This is a genomic window from Lysobacter arenosi (genome assembly GCF_016613475.2).
In the GTDB taxonomy this organism is placed as follows: domain Bacteria; phylum Pseudomonadota; class Gammaproteobacteria; order Xanthomonadales; family Xanthomonadaceae; genus Lysobacter_J; species Lysobacter_J arenosi.
The window spans coordinates 848,885-872,487 of record NZ_CP071517.1 but is presented as its reverse complement, the minus strand read 5'-3'; the positions used below and the strand labels follow the sequence as shown (position 1 = coordinate 872,487).

Sequence of the window (23,603 nt, the reverse complement as noted above, 5' to 3'; positions counted from 1 at the left end):
GCGACTGGCGGTCACACCTATTCAGTTTCCGGCAGGGAACATGGCTTCTGCCGCAACGGCATCGAGCGTGTGCTCCCAGCTTCCCATCAAGGACAGATACAGCAGCTTCTCGAACTCGGCACCGAAGCGGCTGATCACCGCGTCCGGATCCGGAATCAGGCGGCCATCGGCGATCAGGCCAAAATGCACGCGGCCGTTGTAACTGAGGATCGAAATGCCGATGCCGATCGACCCGGTCTGCGGCACCCAGAACATCATTTCCCGCAGCATGCAGCCGGCCAGGTACAGCGGCTGCTGCGGCCCCGGCACGTTGGTCGCCACCGCCGTCGCCTTGCGGCTGAAGAGCTCCAAAGCCAGACCCTGCATGGCCGCCGGCGCCATGCCAAGGGCGGCCAACAGGCCATACGCAACAATGGCTTGCCTTGAATTCTTCAGGTTGCGCATGCACTCGGCCACGCGCTCAAGCCGCCGGATCGGATTGCCCTCGCCGACCGGCAGGTCGAGGAAGACCAGGCCGAAGTGGTTGCCCAGCTTGCGCGCGTGCTCGAGCGGACGCAGGTTGACCGGCACGGTCGCGCGCAGCGTCATGCCATCCACGCGCTCGCCGCGCTCGATCATGTAGCTGCGCAGCGCGCCGGCGGCGGTTGCCATCAGCACGTCGTTGACGGTGCAGTCGCAGGCGCGGCCGACCGCCTTCACTTCTTCCAGGTCCAGCGGCTCGGCCCAGGCCACGCGCTTGCTCACGCCCAGGCGTCCGCGCAGCAGCGACGGCGGATCGTCGGACAAGGCCAGCGCATGCAACAGCTCGCGCGCGATCTCGCCGCCCTCCTTCGCCAGCACCGCGGCCAGGCCCGGGTCGCGATAGAAATCCATGCCCTTCTCGACGACCTTGCTGCCCAACTGCATGTAGCGGTCGACGGCACCGACGCGACGGGCGACGTCGGCATGGTCCTGCTTGAGCCAGGTGCGCGGCAGCTCGCTGTCGTTGCCGGCATCGGGCTGGGTGTCGGTCAGCGACAGCAGCACCTGCACCAGCGCGATGCCATCGGCGTAGCTGTGGTGGATGCGCGCGATCAGCGCCGAGCCACCGTTGTAGTTCTCGACCAGATGGAACTGCCACAGCGGCCGGTCATGGCTCAACGGCGACGACGCCAGCTGGCTGACGAATCGCTCCAGCGCGCGCTTGTCGGCCCGGCCAGGCAGCGCCGCCGGCTGCACGTGCCAGTCGAGATTGAAGTTGGGATCGGTGCGCCAGGAAGCACCAGCAGGCGTGTCCACGGCCTTCTGGCGGAACCGGCGATAGGCGAGGAAGCGCTGCTTGACCACGCGCTTGAGCCGTTCCAGCGACATCGTCTTGGCGAACATCAGCACGCCGGTGATCATCATCGGATTGGTCGGCCGCTCCATGCGCAACCAGGCCGTGTCCACACGCGACATCGCCTCACGGCGCGCGCGCTTGCGCGAAGTTGCCCGCTCTCCTGTCGTCGCCATGCGCCCTCCCAAGCCTTGCCGCGAGTGAATCACGCGGCCAAGAGCAGCGTCAACGCAATGCCCTACGAGACGCGCAGCTGGCGGTACGCCTTCAACGCGCCGTCACGCCCTGCATACAGATCCACCAGCGGCTGCAGCGGATAGTCAGGCGCCAGCCGTTGCGAGGTCGCCGGATCCTGCCAGGGCGCGAACCGCAACGGCAGCGGCAGCGCCGCCAGTTCGGGCAGCCAGCGGGCGATGTAGCGCCCTTCCGGGTCGAACTTCTGCGCCTGCGTCACCGGATTGAAGATGCGGAAGTAAGGCGCGGCATCGGCGCCGGTGCCGGCCACCCACTGCCAGCCGAGGGTGTTGCTGGCCAGGTCGGCATCGACCAGCGTGTCCCAGAACCAGCGCGCTCCGTGCCTCCAGTGGTAACGCAGGTGTTTGGTCAGGTAACTGGCCACGACCATGCGCACGCGGTTGTGCATCCAGCCAGTGCTCCACAGCTCGCGCATGCCGGCGTCGACGATGGGCACGCCGGTGCGTCCGTGTTGCCAGGCCTGCAGGTGCGAGGGCGATACCTGCGCCCAGTCGAATGCATTGAACTTCGGGTCGAAGTTCAGATCGGGCGTTTGCGGGAAGTGATGCAGCAGGTGGTAACCGAATTCGCGCCAGCCCAGCTCGCGCCGGGCCGCGTCGAGGTCGGCATCGGCGGCCGAGCCGCGCAATCGATCGAGCGCCGCGACCACGCGCCAGGGCGCGATCTCGCCGAAGTGCAGGTGCGGCGACAGTCGCGAGGTGCCGATGCGATCGGGGCGGTCACGCTGCTGGGCGTAGCCACGCAGCGCGCCGTCGGTGAAGGCTTCCAGTGCCTGCAGCGCACCTTCTTCGCCGGGCGTCCAGCTCTCCCAGAACGTGCTGTCCCAGCCGCGCGCCGGCGCCAGCCGCAACGCCTGAAGCGGCACGCCTTCCGGCCCCTCGCCGCTGTCGGGCAATCGCGCCGGTGCCTCCATGCATGGCTCCAGGCGCCAGTTCGCCAATGCCGAGCGCCAGAACGGGGTGAACACGCGGAATGGCTTGCCCTGCTGGGTCTTCAGCGTCCACGGTTCGAACAACAGCGCGCTGTTGAAGCTCTCGGCATGCACACCCTGCCCGCGCAGCACCTGCTTGATGCGAGCATCGCGCTGCTCGAACGCAGGCTCGTAGCGGCGATTCCAGAACACCGCCTCGGCACCGGTGGTGGCGACCAGCGACTGCAGTGTCGCCAGGCTGGGGCCGAAGAACCGGCGCAGGTGCGAGCCGCGCTGGCGCAGACCGCTGTCGAGTGCATCGAGCGAGCGATGCCGCCAGGCATCGGATGCCGCACCCGGCCGCCAGTCGCCGGCTTCGTCCGGGGCATGGATGTAGACCGGGATCGGGGTGTAACCGCCATCGAGCGCGGCCTGCAACGCCGGGTTGTCGGCCAGGCGCAGGTCGTTGCGGAACCAGACCAGCGCGGGCGGCCCCGGACTCGCAGCGGTTGCAGGCATCGCCCCCTCCAGATGTCTAGACGGGCGAAGTATGCCGGCTATGGCCCGCCGCGGTACTCGCGCAGGCTGTACTCGCGTGGGATGCGGTCGTTGAGGCCGACCAGGATTTCGTAGGGGATCACGCCGGCCCGCTGCGCCAATGCTTCGACGCTGATGGCGTTGTCGCCTTGGGAACCGACCAGCACCACTTCGTCTTCGTTGAAGGCGCTGTCCTGGCCGATGTCGACCATGAACTGGTCCATGCACACCCGACCCACGATCGGGTAGCGCTGGCCACGGATCAGCACCTCGCCACGCGACGACAACGCCCGCGGGAATCCGTCGCCATAGCCGATGGGTACCGTCACCACGCGCGTGTCGTGCTCGGGTGCCCAGGTCGCGCCATAGCTGACCGGATTACCGGCCTTGACCACCTTGAAGTAGACGACCCGCGAGGCCAGCGACATCACCGGCTTGAGGTCGACGGCGTGGCGCGAGGCCGGATCGGGCTGGACGCCGTAAAGCATGATTCCCGGACGGACCATGTCGAGCCAGGTCTCGGGGAAGTGCAGCACGCCACCGGAGTTGGCCAGGTGCCGGATCGGCATCGGCGCGCCGATGCGCTCGATGTGCGCGCACGCTTCGAGGAAGCGCTCCAGCTGCTGCGCGCTCATCGGCGAGAACGGGTCATCCGAGCACGCCAGGTGCGAGTAGATGCCCTTGAGCACGCACCACGGCGAGGCCACCGCGGCCTCGATGAAAGGGCGCGCGGAGTAGCTGTGCACCCCGATGCGCTCCATGCCGGTGTCGATCTTGAGATGGATGACCGCCTTGCGCCCCAGTGCCTGCGCCGCGGCCTCGACCAGGCGCAACTTGTCCAGCGAGGAGACGGTGATCTCGAGGTCGTGGCTGATGAACTGCGTCACCTGGCGGCCGAAGATGCCGCCCATCACGAGCACCGGCGCGGTCACGCCGGCCTGGCGCAGGGCGATGCCCTCTTCCAGGAACGCCACGCCCAGCTGTTCGACGCCCTGCGCCTGCAGGTGCAGCGCGACAGGTACCAGGCCATGGCCGTAGGCATTGGCCTTGACGATGCCCATCACCGGCACGCCGACATGGGCGCGGATGCTGCGCAGGTTGAAGGCCAGATGGTCGAGGTCGACCACGATACGGGTGGGCCGCTCGCTGACGGCCGGGGGCATGCCTGCTGACTGGTGCACTAGGTTCCCGGTAGGTGATCCGGAGGGTGGTCACGCGCCGGGCATTGTAGCCGCGATGCCGAATCAGTCGCAGCGACGCTCGGTCACCGTCTCGGTCTTGTTCTGCTGGTTCTCCTGGACCTTGCGTCCGGCATACCCGCCGCCGACGGCGCCGGCAACGGTGGCGATCTTCTTGCCGCTGCCGCCGCCGATCTGGTTGCCCAGCAGGCCACCGGCGACCGCACCGATCGCAGTGCCGGCGATCTTGTGCTCGTCCTTTACTTCCTTGGGCTTCTCGACCTGGACGTCATAGCAGTGCGGCGTCTTGCTGGATGACTTGGTCTGCGCCAACGCCAGCGGCGCGGCCGCCACCAGCACGACGGCCAGAAGGATCGATGAACTTCGCATGGCACACCTCCAACAGGATGGTCTCCACGCTGCACCGGGACGCGTTACGGGCACGTCAACCGGTGCATCGGGTGTTTCGCCCGCGTTTACTCGAAGCTGCCGACCGAGTCGTGCGACAGGTTGTCGAAGCGGGTGTACTCGCCGAAGAACTTGAGCTTCATCGACCCGGTCGGACCGGAACGCTGCTTGCCGATGATGATTTCGGCCAGGCCCTTGTCCGGCGAGTTTTCCTTGTTGTAGTAGTCGTCGCGGTAGATGAACACGATCATGTCCGCGTCCTGCTCGATAGCGCCGGACTCGCGAAGGTCGGCCATCACCGGGCGCTTGTCGGTTCGCGTTTCGAGCGAGCGGTTGAGCTGCGACAGGGCGATGATCGGCACCTGCAGCTCCTTGGCCAGGCCCTTGAGCGAGCGCGAGATTTCCGAGATTTCGGTCGCGCGGTTCTCGCTGTTGCCCGGCACCGACATCAGCTGCAGGTAGTCGATGACGATCAGGCCCAGGCCGCCGTGCTCGCGCTTGAGGCGACGCGCCTTGGCGGCGAGCTTGACCGGCGACAGGCCGGGTTCGTCGTCGATGAAGATCTTGACCTCGCGCAGCTGCCGGATGGCGCTGGTGACGCGGCTCCAGTCCTCGTCCTCGAGCTGGCCGGTACGCAGGCGCTGGGCGTTGACGCGGCCGACCGAGGAGATCAGGCGCATCGCCAGCTGCGAGGCCGACATTTCCATCGAGAACACCGCCACCGGCTGCTTGCTGCGGAAGGCGGCGTACTCGGCCATGTTCAGCGCCAGCGTCGTCTTGCCCATCGCCGGACGCGCCGCCAGGATGATCAGGTCGGTCTTCTGCAGGCCGGCGGTCATCATGTCGAACTCGGTGTAGCCGGTCGCCAGGCCGGTGACGCCGCTGCCGTTGGTGTAGCGCGTCTGCAGCAGGTCGAAGGCTTCCGACAGCGCCTTGGTGACCGCGGTGAAGTCGGTCTTGCCGGTCGTGTTGGCCTGGGCGATCGCCAGGACCTGGCGCTCGGCCTCTTCCAGGATCTCGCTGCTCTCGCGGCCGTCGGGCTGGAAGCCGTCGTTGACGATGCCGGTGCCGACGTCGATCAGCTGGCGCAGGATCGCCTTGTCACGGACGATCTCCGCATAGGCGGTGATGTTGGCCGCCGAGGGCGTGGTGCTGGCCAGTTCGATCAGGTAGGCGCCACCTGCGACCGTCTCGGCCAGGCCCATCGACTCGAACCACTCGCCCAGCGTGACCGCATCGAACGGCCGCTGCTTCTCGGCCAGTTCGCGGATCGCGCGGTAGATCAGCTGGTGGTCGCGCCGGTAGAAGTCACTGTCGCTGAGCTGGTCGGCGATGCGGTCGTAGGAATCGGGAACCAGCATGAGGCCGCCGAGCACCGCCTGCTCGGCTTCGATCGATTGCGGAGGTACACGCAGCTGGTCGAGGCGCTGCTCATTGCGCGTCTCGAACCGCTTCTCGCCGCGAAACCCTGGACGTGCGCTCATGCCGTTTGTTTGCCCCTTCCGTGCGCCGTCTGTTGCGGCTGTGTTTGTGTGACGGGTCGGGCATCGTAGTCGCCGATGCCGTCGAGGGGTTGCAGATAACTCTGTGGATATCAGGTGGATAGAATCCGCCGGGATAGAATCCGAGTGGATAGAGTCCGCGTGGATAGATCGCACGCCGCCGTCTCATCTCCTGAGACAGCAACCGTTGACCGCCCATCGCCAGCGCTGCAGGCGATGCCCCGTCGGCAGTATCGCGTGTTTGGCCGGCTCAGTGATGCGGCGGCGTTGATCCGCTCGCGACGGCGCCCCGCTCGGACAGACGCCCCTACTCCGCCAGGTGCCTGTGCAGTTCAACCTGCAGCGGCCGCGACAGCATGCCCATGAGTGCGTCGATCGCCTCCCCCTTCCACCTGCCCGTGCCGGGAGAAAGCGTGCCGGCCAGATGCTGATCGACAATCCTGGCTATCAGCCAGAATGCGCGATCGCTGTCGCGCTCGTCCTGGCAGACCGCACGCAGGCTGGCGGCAATCAGGTCGACCAGCTCGGGCGGCACGCCCGCGGCGCTGCCAGCGACCTCGGCAACAGGCGCCATGCACAGCGATCTGGACGGGCCGCCGCAGTGGGAGTCGACGAGCGGTTCGGCAGGGAGCGACTGGGTGTCCATGGATGGCTGCTACCTCGAGGGGAAAGCGCCATCTACCGCGATGGCAGGAGCGACTGTGTCATCCCAACCCTCGGACCCAAATAGGAAATTTCTGAGATCCGGCAATTGCCTGACCATCCTGCGCAAAAACAAAGGGCGCCTTGCGGCGCCCTTCGTTCGGGAACTCTGCTTGAAGCCGGGTGGATCTTCGGATCAGGCGACTTCGCCGACCACGATGACCTTGACGGTGGCTTCGATGTCGGCGTGCAGGTGCACGACGATTTCGTACTCGCCGGTGCGACGCAGCGGGCCTTCGCCCAGCACGACTTCCGACTTCTCGACCTTGTGGCCAGCCTTGGTGAGGGCTTCGGCGATATCACGCGGGGTGATCGAGCCGTACAGCTTGCCTTCGGTCGAAGCGTTGGCCGACAGGGTGACTTCCACGCCGTCGAGCGCGGCCTTGCGGCCTTCGGCGCCGTCGAGGGCGGCCTTGGCCTTGGCTTCGTACTCGGCGCGACGCGCTTCGAACTCGGCCAGGTTGGTCGCGGTCGCCGGCACGGCCTTGCCGTACGGGATCAGGAAGTTGCGGCCGAAGCCCGGCTTGACGTTGACCTTGTCGCCGAGCTTGCCGAGGTTCTGCACGTTCTGCAGGAGGATCAGTTGCATGGTGTTGCTCCTATTTCGTTAGCGAGGCCGTGCCCCGCAGCGGTGTTTCGCTGTCCGAAACCCTCCCCCGCCGCGGACGGCGGCAGGGAGAGGAACGTCCGCTCCCGGGGGGAGCGGACCAATTTCATTAGGCGTTGTGGTTGTCGGTGTACGGGATCAGGGCCAGGAAACGGGCGCGCTTGACGGCCGTGGACAGCTGGCGCTGGTACTTCGACTTGGTACCGGTCACGCGGCTCGGCACGATCTTGCCGGTCTCGGTGAGGTACTGGCGCAGGGTGTTGAGATCCTTGTAGTCGATCTCCTTCACACCCTCGGCGGTGAACTTGCAGAACTTGCGGCGACGGAAGAACTTGGACATGTTGGCGATCCCTTAGGCGGCTTCGTTATCGTCGGCGACGTCGGCAGTGCCGACCACGGTCTCGCCTTCTTCGTCACGGCGGCGGCGCTCGCCGCGCTCCGGCTTGTCGCCCTTCTCATCCTTGAACTTCATGATGAGGGACTGCTCGGTGTCGGCTTCGTCACGCTTGATGACAAGGTGGCGCAGCACGGCATCGTTGAAACGGAAACCGTCGACCAGCTCGTTGAGCACGTTCTGGGTAACTTCGATGTTGAGCAGGACGTAGTGGGCCTTGACCAGGTTCTCGATCGGGTAGGCCAGCTGACGGCGGCCCCAATCCTCGAGACGGTGGATCTTGCCTTCGCCGCCTTCGATGAGCGACTTGTAGCGCTCGATCATGGCAGGCACCTGCTCGCTCTGGTCCGGATGGACCAGGAACACGACTTCGTAATGACGCATGGTGTGATTCCTTGTGGATGATGATCCGCGCAGCTTCAGCGGGACCGGATCAGCCCCCCGGCCTCCCGGAATGGAGACGGTGGAGCAAGGTCTCCCAGGGGCCTGAGCCCTCGGGAGCCGGAAATTATGGGGGATTCAAGGGGTTAGTGCAATTCCCCCGGTCCCGGGCGCGTTGCGGCGCCCTCAGCCCTTCTTTGCCGCGATCCAGGCGTCGATCCGCGCCTCCAGCGCCTGCAGGGGCACCGAGCCGGTCTCCAGCACGGCGTCATTGAACTCGCGCAGGTCGAACCGGTCCCCGAGTTGCTTCGACGCCTTCTCACGCAACTCTGAGATCTTGAGTTGGCCGATCTTGTACGCCAGCGCCTGCCCCGGCCAGCCGATGTAGCGGTCGATCTCGTTGACCACGTCCTGGCGGGTCTTGGGCGAGTTGTCCATGAAATAGGCGATCGCCTTGTCGCGGCTCCATCCCTTGCTGTGCATGCCGGTGTCGACGACCAGGCGCACCGCCCGCCACATGTCGTAGGCCAGCTGGCCCATGCGGTCGTAAGGGTCGTTGTACAGGCCCATGTCGTAGCCCAGGCGCTCGGCGTACAGACCCCAGCCTTCGCCGTAGGCCACGAAGTAGGCGGTGCGGCGGAACATCGGTGCGTCCGGCAGTTCCATGCCGCGGGCGAACTGGAAGTGGTGGCCGGGCACCGCCTCGTGCAGTGACAGCGCCATCATTTCCCACTTCGGCCGCACTTCCGGCTTGTAGAGGTTGACGTAGTAGAAGCCGGCGCGGGTGCCGTCGACGGCCCCTGGCTGGTAGTAGGCGGTGGTGGTGTCCGGAGCGATGTTGTCGGGGATCGCGCGCACGCCGTAAGGCAGGCGCGGGATCGTCTTGAACACCTTCACCAGTTGCGGATCGATCCGCTTGGCGATCGCCTCGTAGCCGGTGAACAGGTCCTGCGGCGTCTTGTAGAAGAACTTCGGATCGGTGCGCAGGTACTGGAAGAACTCGGCGAGATTGCCCTTGAAACCGACCTCGGCCTTGATCTTCTCCATCTCGGCGCGGATGCGCGCCACTTCCTTCAGGCCGATCTGGTGGATCTGCTCGGCACTGAGGTCGGTGGTCGTGAAGTAGCCGGCGACGAAGTCGTAATAGGCCTTGCCGTCCGGCAGGTCGGTGGCGGCAATCGAGGTGCGCGTCTTTGGCAGGTATTCGTTGGCGAAGAACGTGGCAAAGCCACGGTAGGCCGGGACAATGGTGTCGGCAATGACCTGCTTCGCCTCGGTCTGCAGCGCGGCGCGATCGGGCTCGGGCACGGTGTCGGCAAAGCGGGCAAATGGCTTGTAGAACGGGCTTTTGGTCGGATCGTCGACGATCTGCGCCTGGATCTGTCCGGTCACCCGATCCATCAGCACGCGCGGCGGCGTGTTGCCGCTGGCAGCACCTTCGCGCATCAGCGCTTCGTTCTGTTCGATCACCATCGGCAAGGCGCGCATGCGTGCCAGCCAGTCGCGGTAGTCCTTGGTCGTCGCGAACGGCAGCACCTCGGAGATGCCCTCGGCGGTCTGCACGCCACCGCTGTGGCCGACCGGGGAGAGGTATTCGCGGTATTTCTGCCGCTCGACCGCCTTCTCGAGATCCCAGGCGAACACGTCGTAGTTGAGCTGGTCGCTGGCCGACAGCGCCTTGCGATCAATCGCGCGCAGTCGCTGCAGTGCCTTGCGATCGCCGTCCATGCGCGACTGGATCGCCACCATGCTCATGTCGGTCCAGCGGTCGTTGAAGCGCTTGTCGCCCCGGTAGCTCGCCTCCTCCGGGCTCTCGCGCATGTCGCGCTCCCACTCCTCGTCGAACAGCGCGTAGAGGGCCTGGGTGGCGGCGTTGCGCGTTGGCTTGGCAACTTCGGCGGAGGGCTGAGCTGCAGTGGCGGCCAGCGGCATGGACAGGCAGGCGGCGATGGCCGCGGCAAGCAGTACAGGACGAAGCATGCTGGGAGTCCCCGGGAACCAGGGGACGAGTCTAGCTGGCGCAGCGGCTGCCAGTGGCGGCAGCCCGGGACTCAGGCCGCGTCGGCCTTCGTCGTGAACGACTCGCCGCAACCGCATTCGGCGGTGACGTTGGGGTTGCGGAACAGGAACTGCTCGCCCAGTCGCTGCTTGACCAGGTCGATCTGCGTGCCGTCAACCAGTGCAAGGCTCAGCGCATCGACGTAGATGCGCACGCCTTCCTGCTCGAACACCGTGTCGCCCTCGTGCGTCTCGCGGGCCAGGTCGGCCTTGTACTGCCAGCCCGAGCAGCCGGTGCGCGACACGCCAAAGCGCAGGCCGATCGCGTCGGGCGATTCGACCAGGTAGCGCTGTACGCGTTCGAGGGCGGCGGGGGCAAGGGTGACAGCCATTGAGGCGCTCCGGGATTGAGGGCGGATCGAGTACTTCGGGTAAATTCGGACCTTCCGGCGAATTATAGCGACGCTATGCGGACGCTTCGGTAAACTGCCGCATTCCCCATATCGGCCCGAACAGGCAAGGATTCAAGGCATGACGGTGGTCAGCGTCGAACACGCGCTCGCGGGCAGGATCCCGGCGGGTGGTGAAGTCACGGTCCGTGGCTGGGTGCGCACCCGCCGCGATTCCAAGGCCGGACTCAGCTTCGTCAACGTCAGCGACGGCTCCTGCTTCGCGCCGATCCAGGTGGTCGCCCCGTCCGACCTGGCCAATTACGAGTCCGAGGTCAAACGCCTCACCGCCGGCTGCGCCGTGATCGCCACCGGCACCCTGGTGCCCTCGCAGGGCCAGGGCCAGAGCTTCGAGATACAGGCCACTTCGCTGGAAGTGGTCGGCTGGGTCGAGGATCCGGAGACCTACCCGATCCAGCCCAAGGCGCACTCGCTGGAGTTCCTGCGCGAGGTCGCCCACCTGCGTCCGCGCACCAACCTGTTCGGCGCGGTCACGCGCATCCGCGACTGCCTGGCCAAGGCCGTCCACCGTTACTTCCACGAGAACGGCTTCTACTGGATCAGCACCCCGATCGTGACCACGTCTGATGCCGAGGGCGCCGGGCAGATGTTCCGCGTCTCGACGCTGGACATAGCCAACCTGCCGCGCGACAGCAAGGGCGAGGTCGACTTCAGCCGTGACTTCTTCGGCAAGGAAACCTTCCTGACCGTGTCCGGCCAGCTCAACGTCGAGGCCTACTGCGTGGCGCTGAGCAAGGTCTACACCTTCGGTCCGACCTTCCGCGCCGAGAACAGCAACACCACGCGCCACCTGGCCGAGTTCTGGATGGTCGAGCCGGAGATCGCCTTCGCCGACCTGGCCGAGGACGCGCGCGTGGCCGAGGAGTTCCTCAAGTACCTGTTCCGCGCGGTGCTCAACGAGCGCGGCGACGACCTGGCCTTCATCGCCGAGCGCGTGCAGGCCGACGCGATCACCCGCCTGGAAGCCTTCGTCAACGCACCGTTCGAGCGCATCGAGTACACCGATGCGATCACACTGCTGCAGAAGTCCGGCAAGAAGTTCGAGTTCCCGGTCGAATGGGGCCTGGACCTGCAGACCGAGCACGAGCGCTGGCTGACCGAGGAACACGTCGGCCGCCCGGTGGTGGTGACCAACTACCCCGAGCACATCAAGGCCTTCTACATGCGCCTCAACGACGACGGCAAGACCGTCGCGGCGATGGACGTGCTGGCGCCGGGCATCGGCGAGATCATCGGCGGCAGCCAGCGCGAAGAGCGCCTGGACCTGCTCGACGCGCGCATGGCGCAGTTCGGCCTGGATTCGTCGCACTACGGCTGGTATCGCGACTTCCGCCGCTACGGCACGGTGCCGCATGCCGGCTTCGGCCTGGGCTTCGAGCGCCTGGTGGTCTACGTCTGCGGCCTGAGCAACATCCGCGATGCGATCCCCTACCCGCGCGCGCCGGGTCACGCCGAGTTCTGATCGACGCCCCATGGCAGAGACCGTCACCCTCTACCGCCCGACCGGTCCGGAAGAAATGGAATTGCTGGAGGCCTCCGGCTTCCGGCGCTGGCCACCGAGGCTGCCCGAGCAGCCGATTTTCTATCCGGTGACCAACGAACTCTATGCAGTGGAGATCGCCACCCGCTGGAACATCAAGGACAGCGGTGTCGGCTACGTGACGAGGTTCGAAGTTGAGCGAGCCTTCATGGACCGCTTTCTGGTCCAGAAGGTCGGCGGTGCGCACCACACCGAATGGTGGGTGCCTGCGGAAGAACTCGAAGCCCTCAACGACCATATCGTCGGCCTCATCGAAGTCATCGGTGAGTACCGGCCTGACAAGGAATCGGAAGTCTCGTGATCCTGTTCTTCGCCCTGCTCTTCGTCGCCGTCGCCATCGCCGGCTTCTGCGCGTTCGTGATCTTCTGGCCGCTGTCGCTGGTGCACATCCGCGACCGCCATCCGCAGTTGCAGGCGCAGCTCGGTGAAGGCGCGTTCGCGCGTCCCTCGGCCTGGGGCTGGCTGCTGCGTCGCGGCTACCTGTCGGTGGCCGACGGCAACCTCAATGGCCTGGCCAACCCGGCGCGGATCTCGTTGCTGACGATCATCGCCGGCCTGGTCTGCGCCGCCCTCCTCTGGCTGCTTTCAGTGGTGATCGGATGAGCTACAACGACCAATGGTGGCTGGCCACGATCGGCCGCACCCTGATCTGGGCACGGCTTCGCGTCCTTGATGCCGGCACGGCCGAAGTGCTCGACAGTGACGGCGTCAGCCAGCCCTACGACAGCGAGGACACCGCCCGCGCCGCGCTGATGGACGCCGAGTTTGTCGCCCTCGACGGCCTCGATGAAGACGACGCCAACTCACGCGGCTTCGCCCTCGACGAGCTGGCACCGCCCAGTGGCGGTGACGACGACATGCTGCGCGCGCAGATGGTGCGGCAGCTGCCATCGCGGCGCTGATCGCATGTACCTGCCGCGCGCCTTTGCTGAAACCGACCTGCAGGCGCTCGACGGGCTGGCCGTGCGCGACCGCTTCATCACGCTGGTCACCGTGCACGACGGCGAACCTACCGTCAGCCACCTGCCGGTGCTCTATCGCCGCGAAGGCGACCGCGTCGAACTGATCGGCCACTGGGCGAGGCCCAACCCGCAGGCACGTCACAACGGCCCCGCGCTGGCGATCTTCCACGGCCCCCATGCCTACGTCTCGCCGTCGTGGTACCCGGACAAGGAAGAGGAAGCGCGCGTACCGACCTGGAATTACGTCGTGGCCCACCTGCGCGGGCAACTGACCACGTTCAACGACGAGGCCTCGCTGGCCGGTGTCGTCGACGGCCTCAGCCGCGAGCACGAGGCCAGCGTCGGTCGGGACTGGCGCTTCGAGTTCGAACGCGACGACCACCGCAGCCAGCTGCGCGGGATCATCGGCTTCCGCTTCGTCGCCGAGCAGATCACGCTGAAGTTCAAGCTCAGCCAGAACCACCCGCTCGCCAATCGCGAATCGGTCGCCAGCGAGCTTGATGCCAGCCCGCGCGAAGGCGGCCGCGAAATCGCCACGCTGATGCGCGAGCGCATGAACGAACCCAACGGAGACTGAGACATGGATCTGGACCTGAGCGGCAAGCATGCCCTCGTCTGCGGCGCCAGCCAGGGCATCGGCCTGTCGACCGCCAAGGCACTGGCCGAACTGGGCGCCAACGTCACCCTGCTCGCCCGACGCGAGGAACGGCTGCGCGAAGCGGCCGGGCAGTTGCCGGTGAAGCCCGGGCAGGCGCACGGCTGGATCGCCGTCGACAGCGCCGACACCGACGCCCTGCGCGCCAAGGTCGAGGCGCTCGTGGCCGCGCAGCCGGTGCACATCCTGGTCAACAACAGCGGTGGGCCGCCGCCGGGACCGGTGCATGGCGCCGAGATCGCCGCGTTCGAGGCCGCCTACCGGCAGCACCTGATCGCCAACCACGTGCTCGCCGGGGCGGTGATCCCGGGCATGGAACGCGACGGCTACGGGCGCATCGTCAACGTGATCTCGACCTCGGTGAAGGAACCACTGCAGGGCCTGGGCGTCTCCAACACCACGCGCTGGGCTGTGGCGTCATGGGCCAAGACCCTGGCGACCGAAGTGGCGGCCAAGGGCATCACCGTCAACAACGTCCTGCCCGGCTCGACCGAGACACCGCGCATCGAGCAGATCATCGACAACACCGCCAGCAAGACCGGACGCAGTCGCGAGGAAGTGTTCGAGAAGATGGTGTCGGAGATCCCGATGCGCCGCTTCGCGCGGCCGCAGGAGACGGCAGCGGCCATCGCGTTCCTGTGCTCGCCGGCGGCGTCGTACATCACCGGGGTGAACCTGCCGGTGGATGGTGGACGGACGAGGTCGCTGTAAGGGCCGGGCAACCCCGAAACATACGCACAGGCACGGCCAAGCGGCACTGTTAAGCTAGCGCCATGCGACTTTGTCACTTCATCGCCGGCCAATCCCGCGAGCCCGCATCGGGCCGCTGGCTCGAAGTCATCGACCCGTCCAACGGCAAACCCTTCGCTGAAGTCGCCCGGGGCGACGCTGCGGACGTAGAGGCCGCGATCACCGCGGCCGAAGCCGCCTTCCCCGCCTGGTCGGCCCTGCCCAACAGCGAGCGCGCGCGCTGGCTCGAGAAGCTCGCCGATGCGCTGGAAGCCAGGCTCGACGATTTCGCCCACGCCGAATCGCGTGACGGCGGCAAGCCCATCGGACTGGCACGCGAGGCGGAGATCCCGCGCGCGATCAGCAACCTGCGCTTCTTCGCCCACGCCGCGACCCAGTTCGCCAGCGAATCGCACCACGGCCAGGCCGGGCTGAACTACACGCTTCGCCAACCTCTCGGCGTGGTGGCCACGATCTCGCCGTGGAACCTGCCGCTGTATCTGTTTACCTGGAAGATCGCGCCGGCGCTTGCCGCAGGCAACACGGTCGTCGCCAAGCCGTCGGAGGTGACGCCGCTGACGGCGACCATGCTCGGCGAACTGGCCGCGCAGATCGGCTTCCCCAAGGGCGTGCTCAACATCGCGCATGGCCTCGGCCCGGAGGTCGGCGAGCCGCTGGTGGTGGATCCGCGCATCAAGGCCGTGTCGTTCACCGGCAGCACCGCGGTGGGCCGCCGCATCGCCGGCATGGCCGGTCCGCTGCTGAAGAAGGTCTCGCTGGAACTGGGTGGCAAGAACCCCACCCTGGTGTTCGCCGACAGCGACTGGCGCGACCACCTCGACACGCTGGTGCGTTCGGCTTTCCAGAACTCCGGGCAGATCTGCCTGTGCGGCTCGCGCATCCTGGTTGAACGAAGCATCTATCGCGAGTTTCGCGACACGCTGGTTGAACGCGCCGTCGGCCTGCGCGTCGGCGATCCGATGGACGGCGACAACCAGCTAGGCCCGCTGGTGTCGCAGGCGCACTTCGACAAGGTCATGGCGGCGCTGCAGCGCGCCCGCGACGAAGGCGGACAGGTCCTGTGCGGCGGCAATGCGCTGGAACGTCCGGGCTGGTTCGTCGCGCCGACCGTCATCGATGGCCTCGGTCCGGATTGCGCCAGCAACCGCGACGAGATCTTCGGCCCGGTCGTGACCCTGCAACCTTTCGACAACGATGCCGAAGCCCTGGCACTGGCGAACGCCGGCGACTACGGCCTGGCCGCGTCGGTCTGGACCCGCGATCTCAACCGCGCCCACCATTTCGCCGCGCACCTGCGCGCCGGCATGGTCTGGGTCAACACCTGGCTGCAACGCGACCTGCGCACGCCGTTCGGCGGCAGTGGCGCCTCCGGCATGGGCCGTGAGGGTGGGTTCGAAGCCATGCGTTTCTTCACCGACGCCAAGAACGTCGGACTGAACCTGGGATGGAAGCAATGAGCACAAGCCCCCTCGCCGACCTGCTGGAAAAGAACCGCGAGTGGTCCGAGCGGATCAACCGCGAGGACCCGGAGTTCTTCAAGCGTCTGTCCAAGCAGCAGGCCCCCGAATACCTGTGGATCGGCTGCTCCGACTCACGCGTGCCGGCCAACCAGATCATCGACATGGCGCCGGGCGAAGTGTTCGTCCATCGCAACATCGCCAATGTCGTCGTGCACACCGATCTCAACTGCCTGTCGGTGATCCAGTTCGCGGTCGACGTGCTCAAGGTCAAGCGCATCCTGGTGGTCGGCCACTACGGCTGCGGCGGCGTGCACGCGGCGCTGCACGGCCAGCGCGTCGGTTTGGCCGACAACTGGCTGCGCCATGTCACCGACGTCGCCGACAAACACGGCGAGTGCATCGAACATGCGGCGCAGGGCGAGCGCCACGACCGCCTGTGCGAACTCAACGTGATCGAGCAGGTGCAGAACGTCTGCCTGACCACGATCGTCCGCGATGCCTGGTCGCGCGGCCAGGACCTGTCGGTGCACGGTTGGGTCTACAGCCTGCGCAACGGCCTGGTCCACGACATGGCCATGAACGTCGACAGCTTCGAGGCACTCGACGGCCTGTACAAGGCCGCGGTCGCCCGGGTCAATTCGTTCAAGGGAGACTCGCCGCGATGAGCGACGTCATCCGCGCCGGTGCCGCGCCGCGTCCGGTCGGCTCCTACCCGCATGCGCGCCGCGTCGGCGACCTCCTGTTCCTGTCGGGCATCGGCCCGCGTGATCCGGCCAGCAATGCCATCGTCGGCAATGTCCACGACGCCGACGGGCACCTGATCAGCTACGACATCGATGCGCAGACGCGCGCGGTGTTCGCCAACGTGCACACCGTGCTCGAAGCCAGTGGCGCGCGCTGGGAGGACCTGGTCGACGTCACCGTGTACCTGACCGACATGGCGCACGACTTCAAGGCCTACAACGCGGTCTGGGCCGAGTACTTCCCCGACATCGACACCGCGCCGTGCCGCACCACGCTCGGCATCACCGCCCTGCCGACGCCGATCGCGATCGAGCTGAAATGCGTCGCTGCCTTCCCCGCCAAGCCCGCGGGAGAGTGAGAGAACCCATGCTGCCCAACCCCATCAACCTGCAGGCCTGGATCGAGGAACACCGCCACCTGCTCAAGCCGCCGGTCGGCAACAAGGTGGTCTTCCTCGGCGACTTCATCGTGATGATCGTCGGCGGCCCGAACCAGCGCACCGACTACCACTGGGACGAAGGTGCCGAGTGGTTCTACCAGCTCGAAGGCGAGATGGTGTTGCGGATCCAGGAAGATGGGGCCGTGCGCGACATCCCGATCCGCGCCGGCGAGACCTTCCTGCTGCCGCCGCGCGTGCCGCATTCGCCGCAGCGCATGCCCGACTCGGTCGGACTGGTGATCGAGCGCCGCCGCCTGCCGCACGAGCTCGACGGCCTGATGTGGTTCTGCGAACAGTGCAACACCAAGCTGTACGAAGAGTTCTTCACGCTGAAGAACATCGAAACCGACTTCCCGCCGGTGTTCGACCACTTCTATTCCTCGCGCGAGCACCGCACCTGCAAGCAGTGCGGCCATCTGAACCCGGCTCCGGCCAAGTACGTCATGCCGGACACCTGAGCCACACATGCTGAAGATCGATACGCACGCCCACTACCTGCCCCGCGACTGGCCCAACCTGGCGCGCAAGTACGGCGACGACCGTTTCCCGGTGATCCACCACACCGAGGACGGGCGTCATCGCATCTACAAGGACGGCAAATTCTTCCGCGAGATCTGGTCCAAGACCTGGGACCCGCAGGAGCGCATCGACGACTACGCCCGTTTCGGCGTGCAGGTGCAGGTGATCAGCACGGTGCCGGTGATGTTCAGCTACTGGGCCAAGCCGCACCACGCGCTGGAACTGCACCAGGCGCTCAACGAACACATGGCCCAGGCCTGCCGCGATTACCCGCGCCATTACGCCGGCATCGGCACGGTGCCGTTGCAGTCGCCGCGCCTGGCGATCCAGGAGCTGGAGCGCTGCATGGACCAGCTCGGCCTGCAGGGCGTGCAGATCGGCAGCCACATCAACGACTGGAACCTGGACGCCCCGGAGCTGTTCGATTTCTTCCAGGCCGCCGGCGAACTCGGCGCGGCCATCCTCGTGCACCCCTGGGACATGATGGGCGCGGCGACGATGCCCAAATACTGGCTGCCCTGGCTGGTCGGCATGCCGGCCGAGCAGTCGCGCGCGGCCTGCTGCCTGGTGTTCGGCGGCGTGCTCGAGCGCATCCCCAACCTCAAGGTCTGCATGGCCCATGGCGGCGGCAGCTTCCCGTACACCATCGGCCGCATCGAGCACGGCTTCAACATGCGCCCGGACCTGGTCGCGACCGACAATCCGCGCAATCCGCGCGAGTACCTCAGCCAGCTGTTCTTCGATTCCTGGGTCGCCGATCCGCGTGCGCTGCAGTACCTGCTCGACACCTGCGGCGTCGACCGGGTGATGCTCGGCACCGACTACCCGTTCCCGCTCGGCGAGCAGGAGCCCGGCGCGGGCATCGCCGCGCTGACGCTGACGGAAGCCGAACAGGCGCGGCTCTATCACGGCACGGCGCTGGAATGGCTGGGGCTGTCGAAGGCGCGGTTCGTTTGAACAACTCCAGTTACTGCAAGGCTTGAATTCGTGACCACTCCGCAAGACCTCTACACCGACGCATACGCCCAGGCCCTCGACGCCGCCGACCCGCTGCGCGAGATGCGTGCGCAGTTCCTGATCCCGCAGCACGATGGCGCCGACCAGGCCTACTTCGTCGGCAACTCGCTGGGCCTGCAGCCACGCGGCGCCCGTCGCCACGTCGAGGAAGTGCTCGACAAGTGGGCGGCAGAAGCCGTCGAGGGCCATTTCACCGGCGATGCGCAGTGGATGGCCTACCACCAGCTGGTGCGCGAATCGCTGGCGCGCCTGGTCGGCGCCAAGCCCATCGAAGTGGTCGCGATGAACACGCTGACCGTCAACCTTCACCTGATGATGGTCAGCTTCTACCGGCCCACGCGCGAGCGTCCGGCGATCCTGATCGAGGCCGGTGCGTTTCCGTCCGACCGTCATGCCGTCGCCTCGCAGATCGGTTTCCACGGCTTCGATCCGGCCACCGACCTGATCGAGCTGGAAGCGGACGAAGCCGACGGCACCATTTCGATGGGCGCGATCGAACGCGCCATCGCCGAGCACGGTCCGCGCCTGGCGCTGGTGCTGTGGCCGGGCGTGCAGTACCGCACCGGGCAGGCGTTCGACCTGGCCGCGATCGCGCGCCTGGCGCATGCGCAGGGCGCGGTCTGTGGTTTCGACCTGGCCCATGGCGTGGGCAACCTCGAACTGGCGCTGCACGACAGCGGCGTCGATTTCGCCGTGTGGTGCCACTACAAGTACCTCAACAGCGGTCCCGGTGCGGTCGCTGGCTGTTTCGTCCACGAGCGCCACGCAAGCAGCGATCGTCCGCGCTTTGCCGGCTGGTGGGGACACGAGGCCGACACGCGCTTCCGCATGGGTCCGCAGTTCGTGCCCACGCCGGGCGCCGAGGGCTGGCAGCTCAGCAATCCGCCGATCCTCGGCCTGGCACCGCTGCGCGCATCGCTGGAACTGTACGACCAGGCCGGCATGCCGGCGCTGCGTGCCAAGTCGCTGCAGATCACCGGCTACCTGGAGGCGCTGATCCGCTTGCGCCTGGCCGACACGCTGCAGGTGGTCACGCCGTCGCAACCCGAGCGCCGTGGCTGCCAGCTGTCGCTGCGCGTGGTCGGTGGCCGCGAGCGTGGCCGTGCGCTGTTCGAGTACCTGGCCAGCAATGGCGTGCTCGGCGACTGGCGCGAGCCCGACGTGATCCGCATTTCGCCCGCCCCGCTCTACAACCGCTATGCCGACGTCCTGCGGTTCGTGCGGACCACCGAAGCCTGGCGCGACCTGGGCTGAACCACGACCTCCATCGAGTCTTCTTCAGCGGCCGGAAGTCGGCGGCATGAAGAAGGAACCGCAGCACCCGCATAGGTGACCCGTTTGAGCAACGACACTTCCAAGCACATCACCCTGATCGGAGCCGGCCTGGCCGGTGCCGTGCTCGCCACGCTGCTGGTGCAGCGCGGCTGGAGCGTGGACGTGTTCGAAAAGCGCGGCGATCCGCGCCTCAAGGGCTACCTCGGTGGCCGCTCGATCAACCTCGCACTGGCCGAGCGCGGCCGCCACGCCCTGCGCCTGGCCGGCGCCGATGACGCGGTGATGCAGCACGCGGTGATGATGCGCGGGCGCATGGTCCACTTCCTCGATGGCCGCACCGACCTGCAGCGCTACGGTCGCGACGACAGCGAAGTGATCTGGTCGGTGCACCGCGGCGAGCTCAACGTGATCCTGCTCGACATCGCCGAGCGCGCCGGCGCCCGGCTGCATTTCGACCGCGGCCTGGCCTCGGTCGATTTCGACGCTCGCATCGCCCGCTTCGCCGATCCGCGCGATGGCAGCACGCACGAAGCCCCGTTCGTGTCGCTCGTGGGCGCCGACGGCGCCGGTTCGGCGCTGCGTACCGCGATAGCCACGCAGGCCGAACTGGGCGAGCGCACCGAGTACCTCGGCCACTCCTACAAGGAACTGGAGATTCCGCCTTCGGCCGACGGCGGCTTCAGCATCGAACCCAATGCCCTGCACATCTGGCCGCGCGGCCGCTACATGTGCATCGCCCTGCCCAACGACGAGCGCACCTTCACGGTGACGCTGTTCCTGCCCAACGAAGGCGATCCCAGCTTTGCCACGGTGCGCAACGGCGCCGAGGCACGCGCGCTGTTCGAGCGCGACTTCGCCGACGCACTGGCATTGATCCCTAACCTCGAGCAGGACTTCGAGCGCAACCCGGCCGGCCTGCTGGCCACGCTCTACCTCGACCGCTGGCACCTGGACGACCGTGCCGTCCTGGTCGGCGACGCCGCGCATGCGATGGTGCCGTTCCATGGCCAGGGCATGAACTGCGCGTTCGAGGACTGCGTCGCCCTGGCCGAGCACTTGGACGCCAATCCCGATCGTGCCGCCGCGTTCGCCGCCTTCCAGGCCGAGCGCTTGCCCAACGCCCGCGCGATCCAGGCGATGGCGCTGGAAAACTACCTGGAGATGCGCGACCGCGTCGACAACGACGACTACCTGCTGCAGCGCGCCCTCGAGCGCACGCTGGCCGAGCGACATCCCGGGCGTTTCATGCCGCGCTACTCGATGGTCACCTTCCAGCGCATGCCCTACGCCACCGCGTTCGCGCGCGGACAGCTGCAGCGCGAATTGCTGGTCGAACTGACACGCGGCCACCACTCGCTCGAGACGCTGGACTGGGATCTCGTCGATGCGACGGTGCGTGAGCGGCTCGAAGTGCTCCCGGTCTGACCATGCCTGCCAGCTTCCTCTTCTACGACCTGGAAACCTTCGGCGCCGACCCGCGCACTTCGCGCATCGCCCAGTTCGCGGCGATCCGCACCGATGCCGATCTCAACCAGATCGATGAGCCGATCAGCTTCTTCGTCAAGCCAGCCGACGACCTGCTGCCGTCGCCGGGCGCGACGATGGTCACCGGCATCACGCCGCAGCACGCCATGCGCGAGGGCGTCAACGAGGCTGCCGCGTTCGCCCAGATCTTCGAGGAGATGGCGCGGCCGGAGACCTGCAGCCTGGGTTACAACTCGCTGCGTTTCGACGACGAGTTCGTCCGCTACGGCTTCTTCCGCAACTTCTTCGACGCCTACGAGCGCGAGTGGCGCGGCGGCAATTCGCGCTGGGACCTACTCGACGTGTTGCGCCTCGCCCACGCCCTGCGTCCGGAAGGCCTGGTGTGGCCCAAACGCGAGGATGGCGCCACCTCGTTCCGCCTCGAACACCTGGCCGAAGCCAACGGCGTGCGCGAGGGCGATGCGCACGAAGCGCTCTCCGACGTGCGCGCACTGATCGGCCTCGCCCGCAAGCTCAAGGCCGCGCAGCCGCGCCTGTGGGACTACGCGCTAAAGCTGCGCGACAAACGCTACGCGGCGACCCTGATGGACGTGGTGGCGATGACTCCGCTGCTCAACGTCTCCCAGCGTTTCCCCGCCAGCCGCCTGTGCTCGGCGGCGGTGCTGCCCATCGCGCGCCACCCGCACATCGACAGCCGGGTGATCGTGTTCGACCTGGCGCAGGATCCCGAGCCGCTGTTGCAGCTCGATGCCGAAGCCATCGCCGCACGCCTGTACACGCGCACGGCCGACTTGGCCGAAGGCGAGGAACGGATCGCGCTGAAGGAAGTGCACAGCAACCGCAGCCCGGCCCTGGTTGCCTGGGATCACCTGCGGGCGCCGGATTTCGAGCGCCTGCAGATCGACCCCGCCGAAGTGGAGCGGCGTGCGGCGCGGATCCGCGAGGCGGGCCCGGCGCTGGTGGAGAAGGTCCGCCAGGTGTTCGCCCGCGAGCGCGAGCGGGTCGCACCCGACCAGGATGCCTCGCTCTACGACGGCTTCATCGGCGACGGCGACAAGCGCCTGTTCGCACAGGTACGCACTACGCCGCCCGAGGCACTGGGCGAACGCGAGTTCGCATTCCGCGATGCGCGATTGCCAGGCATCCTGTTCCGTTACCGCGCGCGCAACTGGCCACAGACCCTGTCGGCCGAAGAGCGTGCGGGCTGGGACGAGTTCCGGCGCCAGCGCCTCTACACCGACACCGGACTGGCCGAGTACGGCTTCGACCGTTTTGCTGCCGAGATCGCCGAGCTGCGCACCGTCCACGCCGCCGCCCCCGACAAGCTGGCCCTGCTCGACCGCCTGGAAGCCTGGGGCGGTGACATCGCGGCCAGCCTGAACCCTGTCTCTGCGTCCCCCGTGTTCGAACACTCGCCATGAGCCACTACTTCAGCGACGCCAGCTTCAAGTTCCTGCGCGGCCTTGCGCGCAACAACGACCGCGAATGGTTCCATGCGCACAAGGGCGACTACGACAGCCACGTGCGTGAACCCTTCCAGCACCTGCTGACCGACCTGCAGCCGGTCCTGGCCGGCGTCAGCCCGCATTACCGGTCCGAGCCCAAGGGCGTGGGCGGGTCGCTGTTCCGCATCCACCGCGACACCCGGTTCGCCAACGACAAGACGCCCTACAAGAACTGGCAGGGCGCGCGCCTGTTCCACGAGCGCGGCCGCCAGGTCGAAGCGCCGTCGTTCTACCTGCACCTGCAACCGGGCAACTGTTTCATCGCATCGGGCATCTGGCATCCGCAGCCGGACAGCCTGCGCCGGGTCCGCCATTTCATCCTCGACAATCCTGGCAGCTGGAAGGCCGCCGCACATGCGGCGAAGTTCCGTCGCCGCTTCGACCTCGACGACAGTGAAGTGCTGACCCGCATGCCGCGCGGTTTCCCCGACGACTTCGAGTTCGCCGACGACCTCAAGCGCAAGAACTTCGTCGCGCTGCGCGCCATCGAAGACGCCACGATGACCGGGCCGCGCCTGCTCAAGACGCTGGAGACCGACCTGCAGGGCCTGGCGCCCTTCACCGACTACCTGTGCGCGGCGCTGGACCTGGGAAT

Annotated in this window: 25 protein-coding genes and 1 pseudogene; 15 read left to right on the top strand and 11 right to left on the bottom strand. The window is 67.0% G+C overall.

Annotation, left to right across the window (positions count from 1 at the left end; translation table 11 throughout):
• Positions 1 to 21: 21 nt before the first annotated feature.
• The 11 genes from HIV01_RS04140 to HIV01_RS04090 form a co-directional block, all read right to left on the bottom strand.
• Positions 22 to 1,491 (bottom strand): WS/DGAT/MGAT family O-acyltransferase, encoded by a 1,470-nt coding sequence (locus HIV01_RS04140; RefSeq protein WP_200605080.1) that lies wholly within the window; start codon positions 1,489 to 1,491, stop codon positions 22 to 24.
• Between the two features lie 62 nt (positions 1,492 to 1,553).
• Positions 1,554 to 2,999, bottom strand: a complete 1,446-nt coding sequence (locus HIV01_RS04135) for a cryptochrome/photolyase family protein (RefSeq protein WP_200605079.1) — start codon at positions 2,997 to 2,999, stop codon at positions 1,554 to 1,556.
• Between the two features lie 38 nt (positions 3,000 to 3,037).
• Positions 3,038 to 4,180 carry an alanine racemase gene (gene alr / locus HIV01_RS04130; protein WP_200605078.1) on the bottom strand — a complete coding sequence of 381 codons (1,143 nt, stop codon included), beginning with the start codon at positions 4,178 to 4,180 and terminating at the stop codon, positions 3,038 to 3,040.
• 81 nt (positions 4,181 to 4,261) lie between these two features.
• Positions 4,262 to 4,585, bottom strand: a complete 324-nt coding sequence (locus HIV01_RS04125) for a glycine zipper 2TM domain-containing protein (protein ID WP_200605077.1) — start codon at positions 4,583 to 4,585, stop codon at positions 4,262 to 4,264.
• Positions 4,586 to 4,671: 86 nt separating this feature from the next.
• Positions 4,672 to 6,087: a replicative DNA helicase gene (locus HIV01_RS04120; protein ID WP_200605076.1), complete on the bottom strand. Its 1,416-nt coding sequence runs from the start codon at positions 6,085 to 6,087 to the stop codon at positions 4,672 to 4,674.
• Positions 6,088 to 6,412: 325 nt separating this feature from the next.
• Entirely contained in the window at positions 6,413 to 6,751 is a 339-nt protein-coding gene (locus tag HIV01_RS04115; RefSeq protein ID WP_200605075.1) for a hypothetical protein, read from the bottom strand.
• A 192-nt stretch (positions 6,752 to 6,943) separates the two neighbouring features.
• Positions 6,944 to 7,396 (bottom strand): 50S ribosomal protein L9, encoded by a 453-nt coding sequence (gene rplI / locus HIV01_RS04110; protein ID WP_200605074.1) that lies wholly within the window; start codon positions 7,394 to 7,396, stop codon positions 6,944 to 6,946.
• 127 nt (positions 7,397 to 7,523) lie between these two features.
• A complete protein-coding gene (rpsR, locus tag HIV01_RS04105) occupies positions 7,524 to 7,754 on the bottom strand; it encodes a 30S ribosomal protein S18 (protein WP_055899483.1) in 231 nt (76 codons plus the stop codon).
• 12 nt (positions 7,755 to 7,766) lie between these two features.
• Positions 7,767 to 8,192: a 30S ribosomal protein S6 gene (gene rpsF / locus HIV01_RS04100; protein WP_200605073.1), complete on the bottom strand. Its 426-nt coding sequence runs from the start codon at positions 8,190 to 8,192 to the stop codon at positions 7,767 to 7,769.
• A 183-nt stretch (positions 8,193 to 8,375) separates the two neighbouring features.
• Positions 8,376 to 10,169 carry a DUF885 domain-containing protein gene (locus tag HIV01_RS04095; protein WP_200605072.1) on the bottom strand — a complete coding sequence of 598 codons (1,794 nt, stop codon included), beginning with the start codon at positions 10,167 to 10,169 and terminating at the stop codon, positions 8,376 to 8,378.
• 71 nt (positions 10,170 to 10,240) lie between these two features.
• Positions 10,241 to 10,579 (bottom strand): HesB/IscA family protein, encoded by a 339-nt coding sequence (locus HIV01_RS04090; RefSeq protein WP_200605071.1) that lies wholly within the window; start codon positions 10,577 to 10,579, stop codon positions 10,241 to 10,243.
• Positions 10,580 to 10,718: 139 nt separating this feature from the next.
• On the opposite strand from HIV01_RS04090, the gene asnS reads away from it, so the two are divergent.
• From asnS to HIV01_RS04015, 15 genes and pseudogenes are all read left to right on the top strand, one after another.
• Positions 10,719 to 12,119 carry an asparagine--tRNA ligase gene (gene asnS, locus HIV01_RS04085; protein WP_207527082.1) on the top strand — a complete coding sequence of 467 codons (1,401 nt, stop codon included), beginning with the start codon at positions 10,719 to 10,721 and terminating at the stop codon, positions 12,117 to 12,119.
• Positions 12,076 to 12,498 carry an ADP-ribosylation/crystallin J1 gene (locus HIV01_RS04080; RefSeq protein WP_425600256.1) on the top strand — a complete coding sequence of 141 codons (423 nt, stop codon included), beginning with the start codon at positions 12,076 to 12,078 and terminating at the stop codon, positions 12,496 to 12,498. Before asnS ends, HIV01_RS04080 begins: the two co-directional genes overlap by 44 nt.
• Positions 12,495 to 12,800, top strand: coding sequence for a hypothetical protein (locus HIV01_RS04075; protein WP_200605068.1), 306 nt, complete (start codon positions 12,495 to 12,497; stop codon positions 12,798 to 12,800). Before HIV01_RS04080 ends, HIV01_RS04075 begins: the two co-directional genes overlap by 4 nt.
• Complete coding sequence (locus tag HIV01_RS04070) at positions 12,797 to 13,099, top strand: hypothetical protein (RefSeq protein WP_200605067.1); 303 nt, start codon at positions 12,797 to 12,799, stop codon at positions 13,097 to 13,099. Before HIV01_RS04075 ends, HIV01_RS04070 begins: the two co-directional genes overlap by 4 nt.
• Before the next feature lie 4 nt (positions 13,100 to 13,103).
• The gene (locus tag HIV01_RS04065) at positions 13,104 to 13,736 is read left to right on the top strand and encodes an FMN-binding negative transcriptional regulator (RefSeq protein WP_200605066.1); all 633 of its coding nucleotides are present in this window, start codon (positions 13,104 to 13,106) and stop codon (positions 13,734 to 13,736) included.
• Between the two features lie 3 nt (positions 13,737 to 13,739).
• A complete protein-coding gene (locus HIV01_RS04060; RefSeq protein ID WP_200605065.1) occupies positions 13,740 to 14,525 on the top strand; it encodes an SDR family oxidoreductase in 786 nt (261 codons plus the stop codon).
• Between the two features lie 62 nt (positions 14,526 to 14,587).
• On the top strand, positions 14,588 to 16,021 hold the full coding sequence (locus tag HIV01_RS04055; RefSeq protein ID WP_200605064.1) for an aldehyde dehydrogenase: 1,434 nt from the start codon (positions 14,588 to 14,590) through the stop codon (positions 16,019 to 16,021).
• Positions 16,018 to 16,689 (top strand): carbonate dehydratase, encoded by a 672-nt coding sequence (can, locus tag HIV01_RS04050; protein WP_200605063.1) that lies wholly within the window; start codon positions 16,018 to 16,020, stop codon positions 16,687 to 16,689. The genes HIV01_RS04055 and can overlap by 4 nt, the downstream gene beginning before the upstream one ends.
• Positions 16,686 to 17,126 carry a RidA family protein gene (locus HIV01_RS04045; RefSeq protein WP_200605062.1) on the top strand — a complete coding sequence of 147 codons (441 nt, stop codon included), beginning with the start codon at positions 16,686 to 16,688 and terminating at the stop codon, positions 17,124 to 17,126. The genes can and HIV01_RS04045 overlap by 4 nt, the downstream gene beginning before the upstream one ends.
• Positions 17,127 to 17,134: 8 nt before the next feature.
• Positions 17,135 to 17,665 (top strand): 3-hydroxyanthranilate 3,4-dioxygenase, encoded by a 531-nt coding sequence (locus HIV01_RS04040; protein ID WP_200605061.1) that lies wholly within the window; start codon positions 17,135 to 17,137, stop codon positions 17,663 to 17,665.
• Between the two features lie 7 nt (positions 17,666 to 17,672).
• Positions 17,673 to 18,683 carry an amidohydrolase family protein gene (locus HIV01_RS04035; RefSeq protein WP_200605060.1) on the top strand — a complete coding sequence of 337 codons (1,011 nt, stop codon included), beginning with the start codon at positions 17,673 to 17,675 and terminating at the stop codon, positions 18,681 to 18,683.
• A 30-nt stretch (positions 18,684 to 18,713) separates the two neighbouring features.
• Positions 18,714 to 19,997: a kynureninase gene (gene kynU, locus HIV01_RS04030; protein WP_280633582.1), complete on the top strand. Its 1,284-nt coding sequence runs from the start codon at positions 18,714 to 18,716 to the stop codon at positions 19,995 to 19,997.
• A gap of 84 nt (positions 19,998 to 20,081) precedes the next feature.
• Positions 20,082 to 21,443, top strand: a complete 1,362-nt coding sequence (locus HIV01_RS04025) for an FAD-dependent oxidoreductase (RefSeq protein ID WP_200605059.1) — start codon at positions 20,082 to 20,084, stop codon at positions 21,441 to 21,443.
• 2 nt (positions 21,444 to 21,445) lie between these two features.
• On the top strand, positions 21,446 to 22,924 hold the full coding sequence (gene sbcB, locus HIV01_RS04020; protein WP_200605058.1) for an exodeoxyribonuclease I: 1,479 nt from the start codon (positions 21,446 to 21,448) through the stop codon (positions 22,922 to 22,924).
• Positions 22,921 to 23,598: pseudogene (locus HIV01_RS04015) on the top strand (DUF2461 domain-containing protein); the annotation flags it as partial. The gene sbcB and the pseudogene HIV01_RS04015, both read left to right, overlap by 4 nt.
• Positions 23,599 to 23,603: the final 5 nt, after the last annotated feature.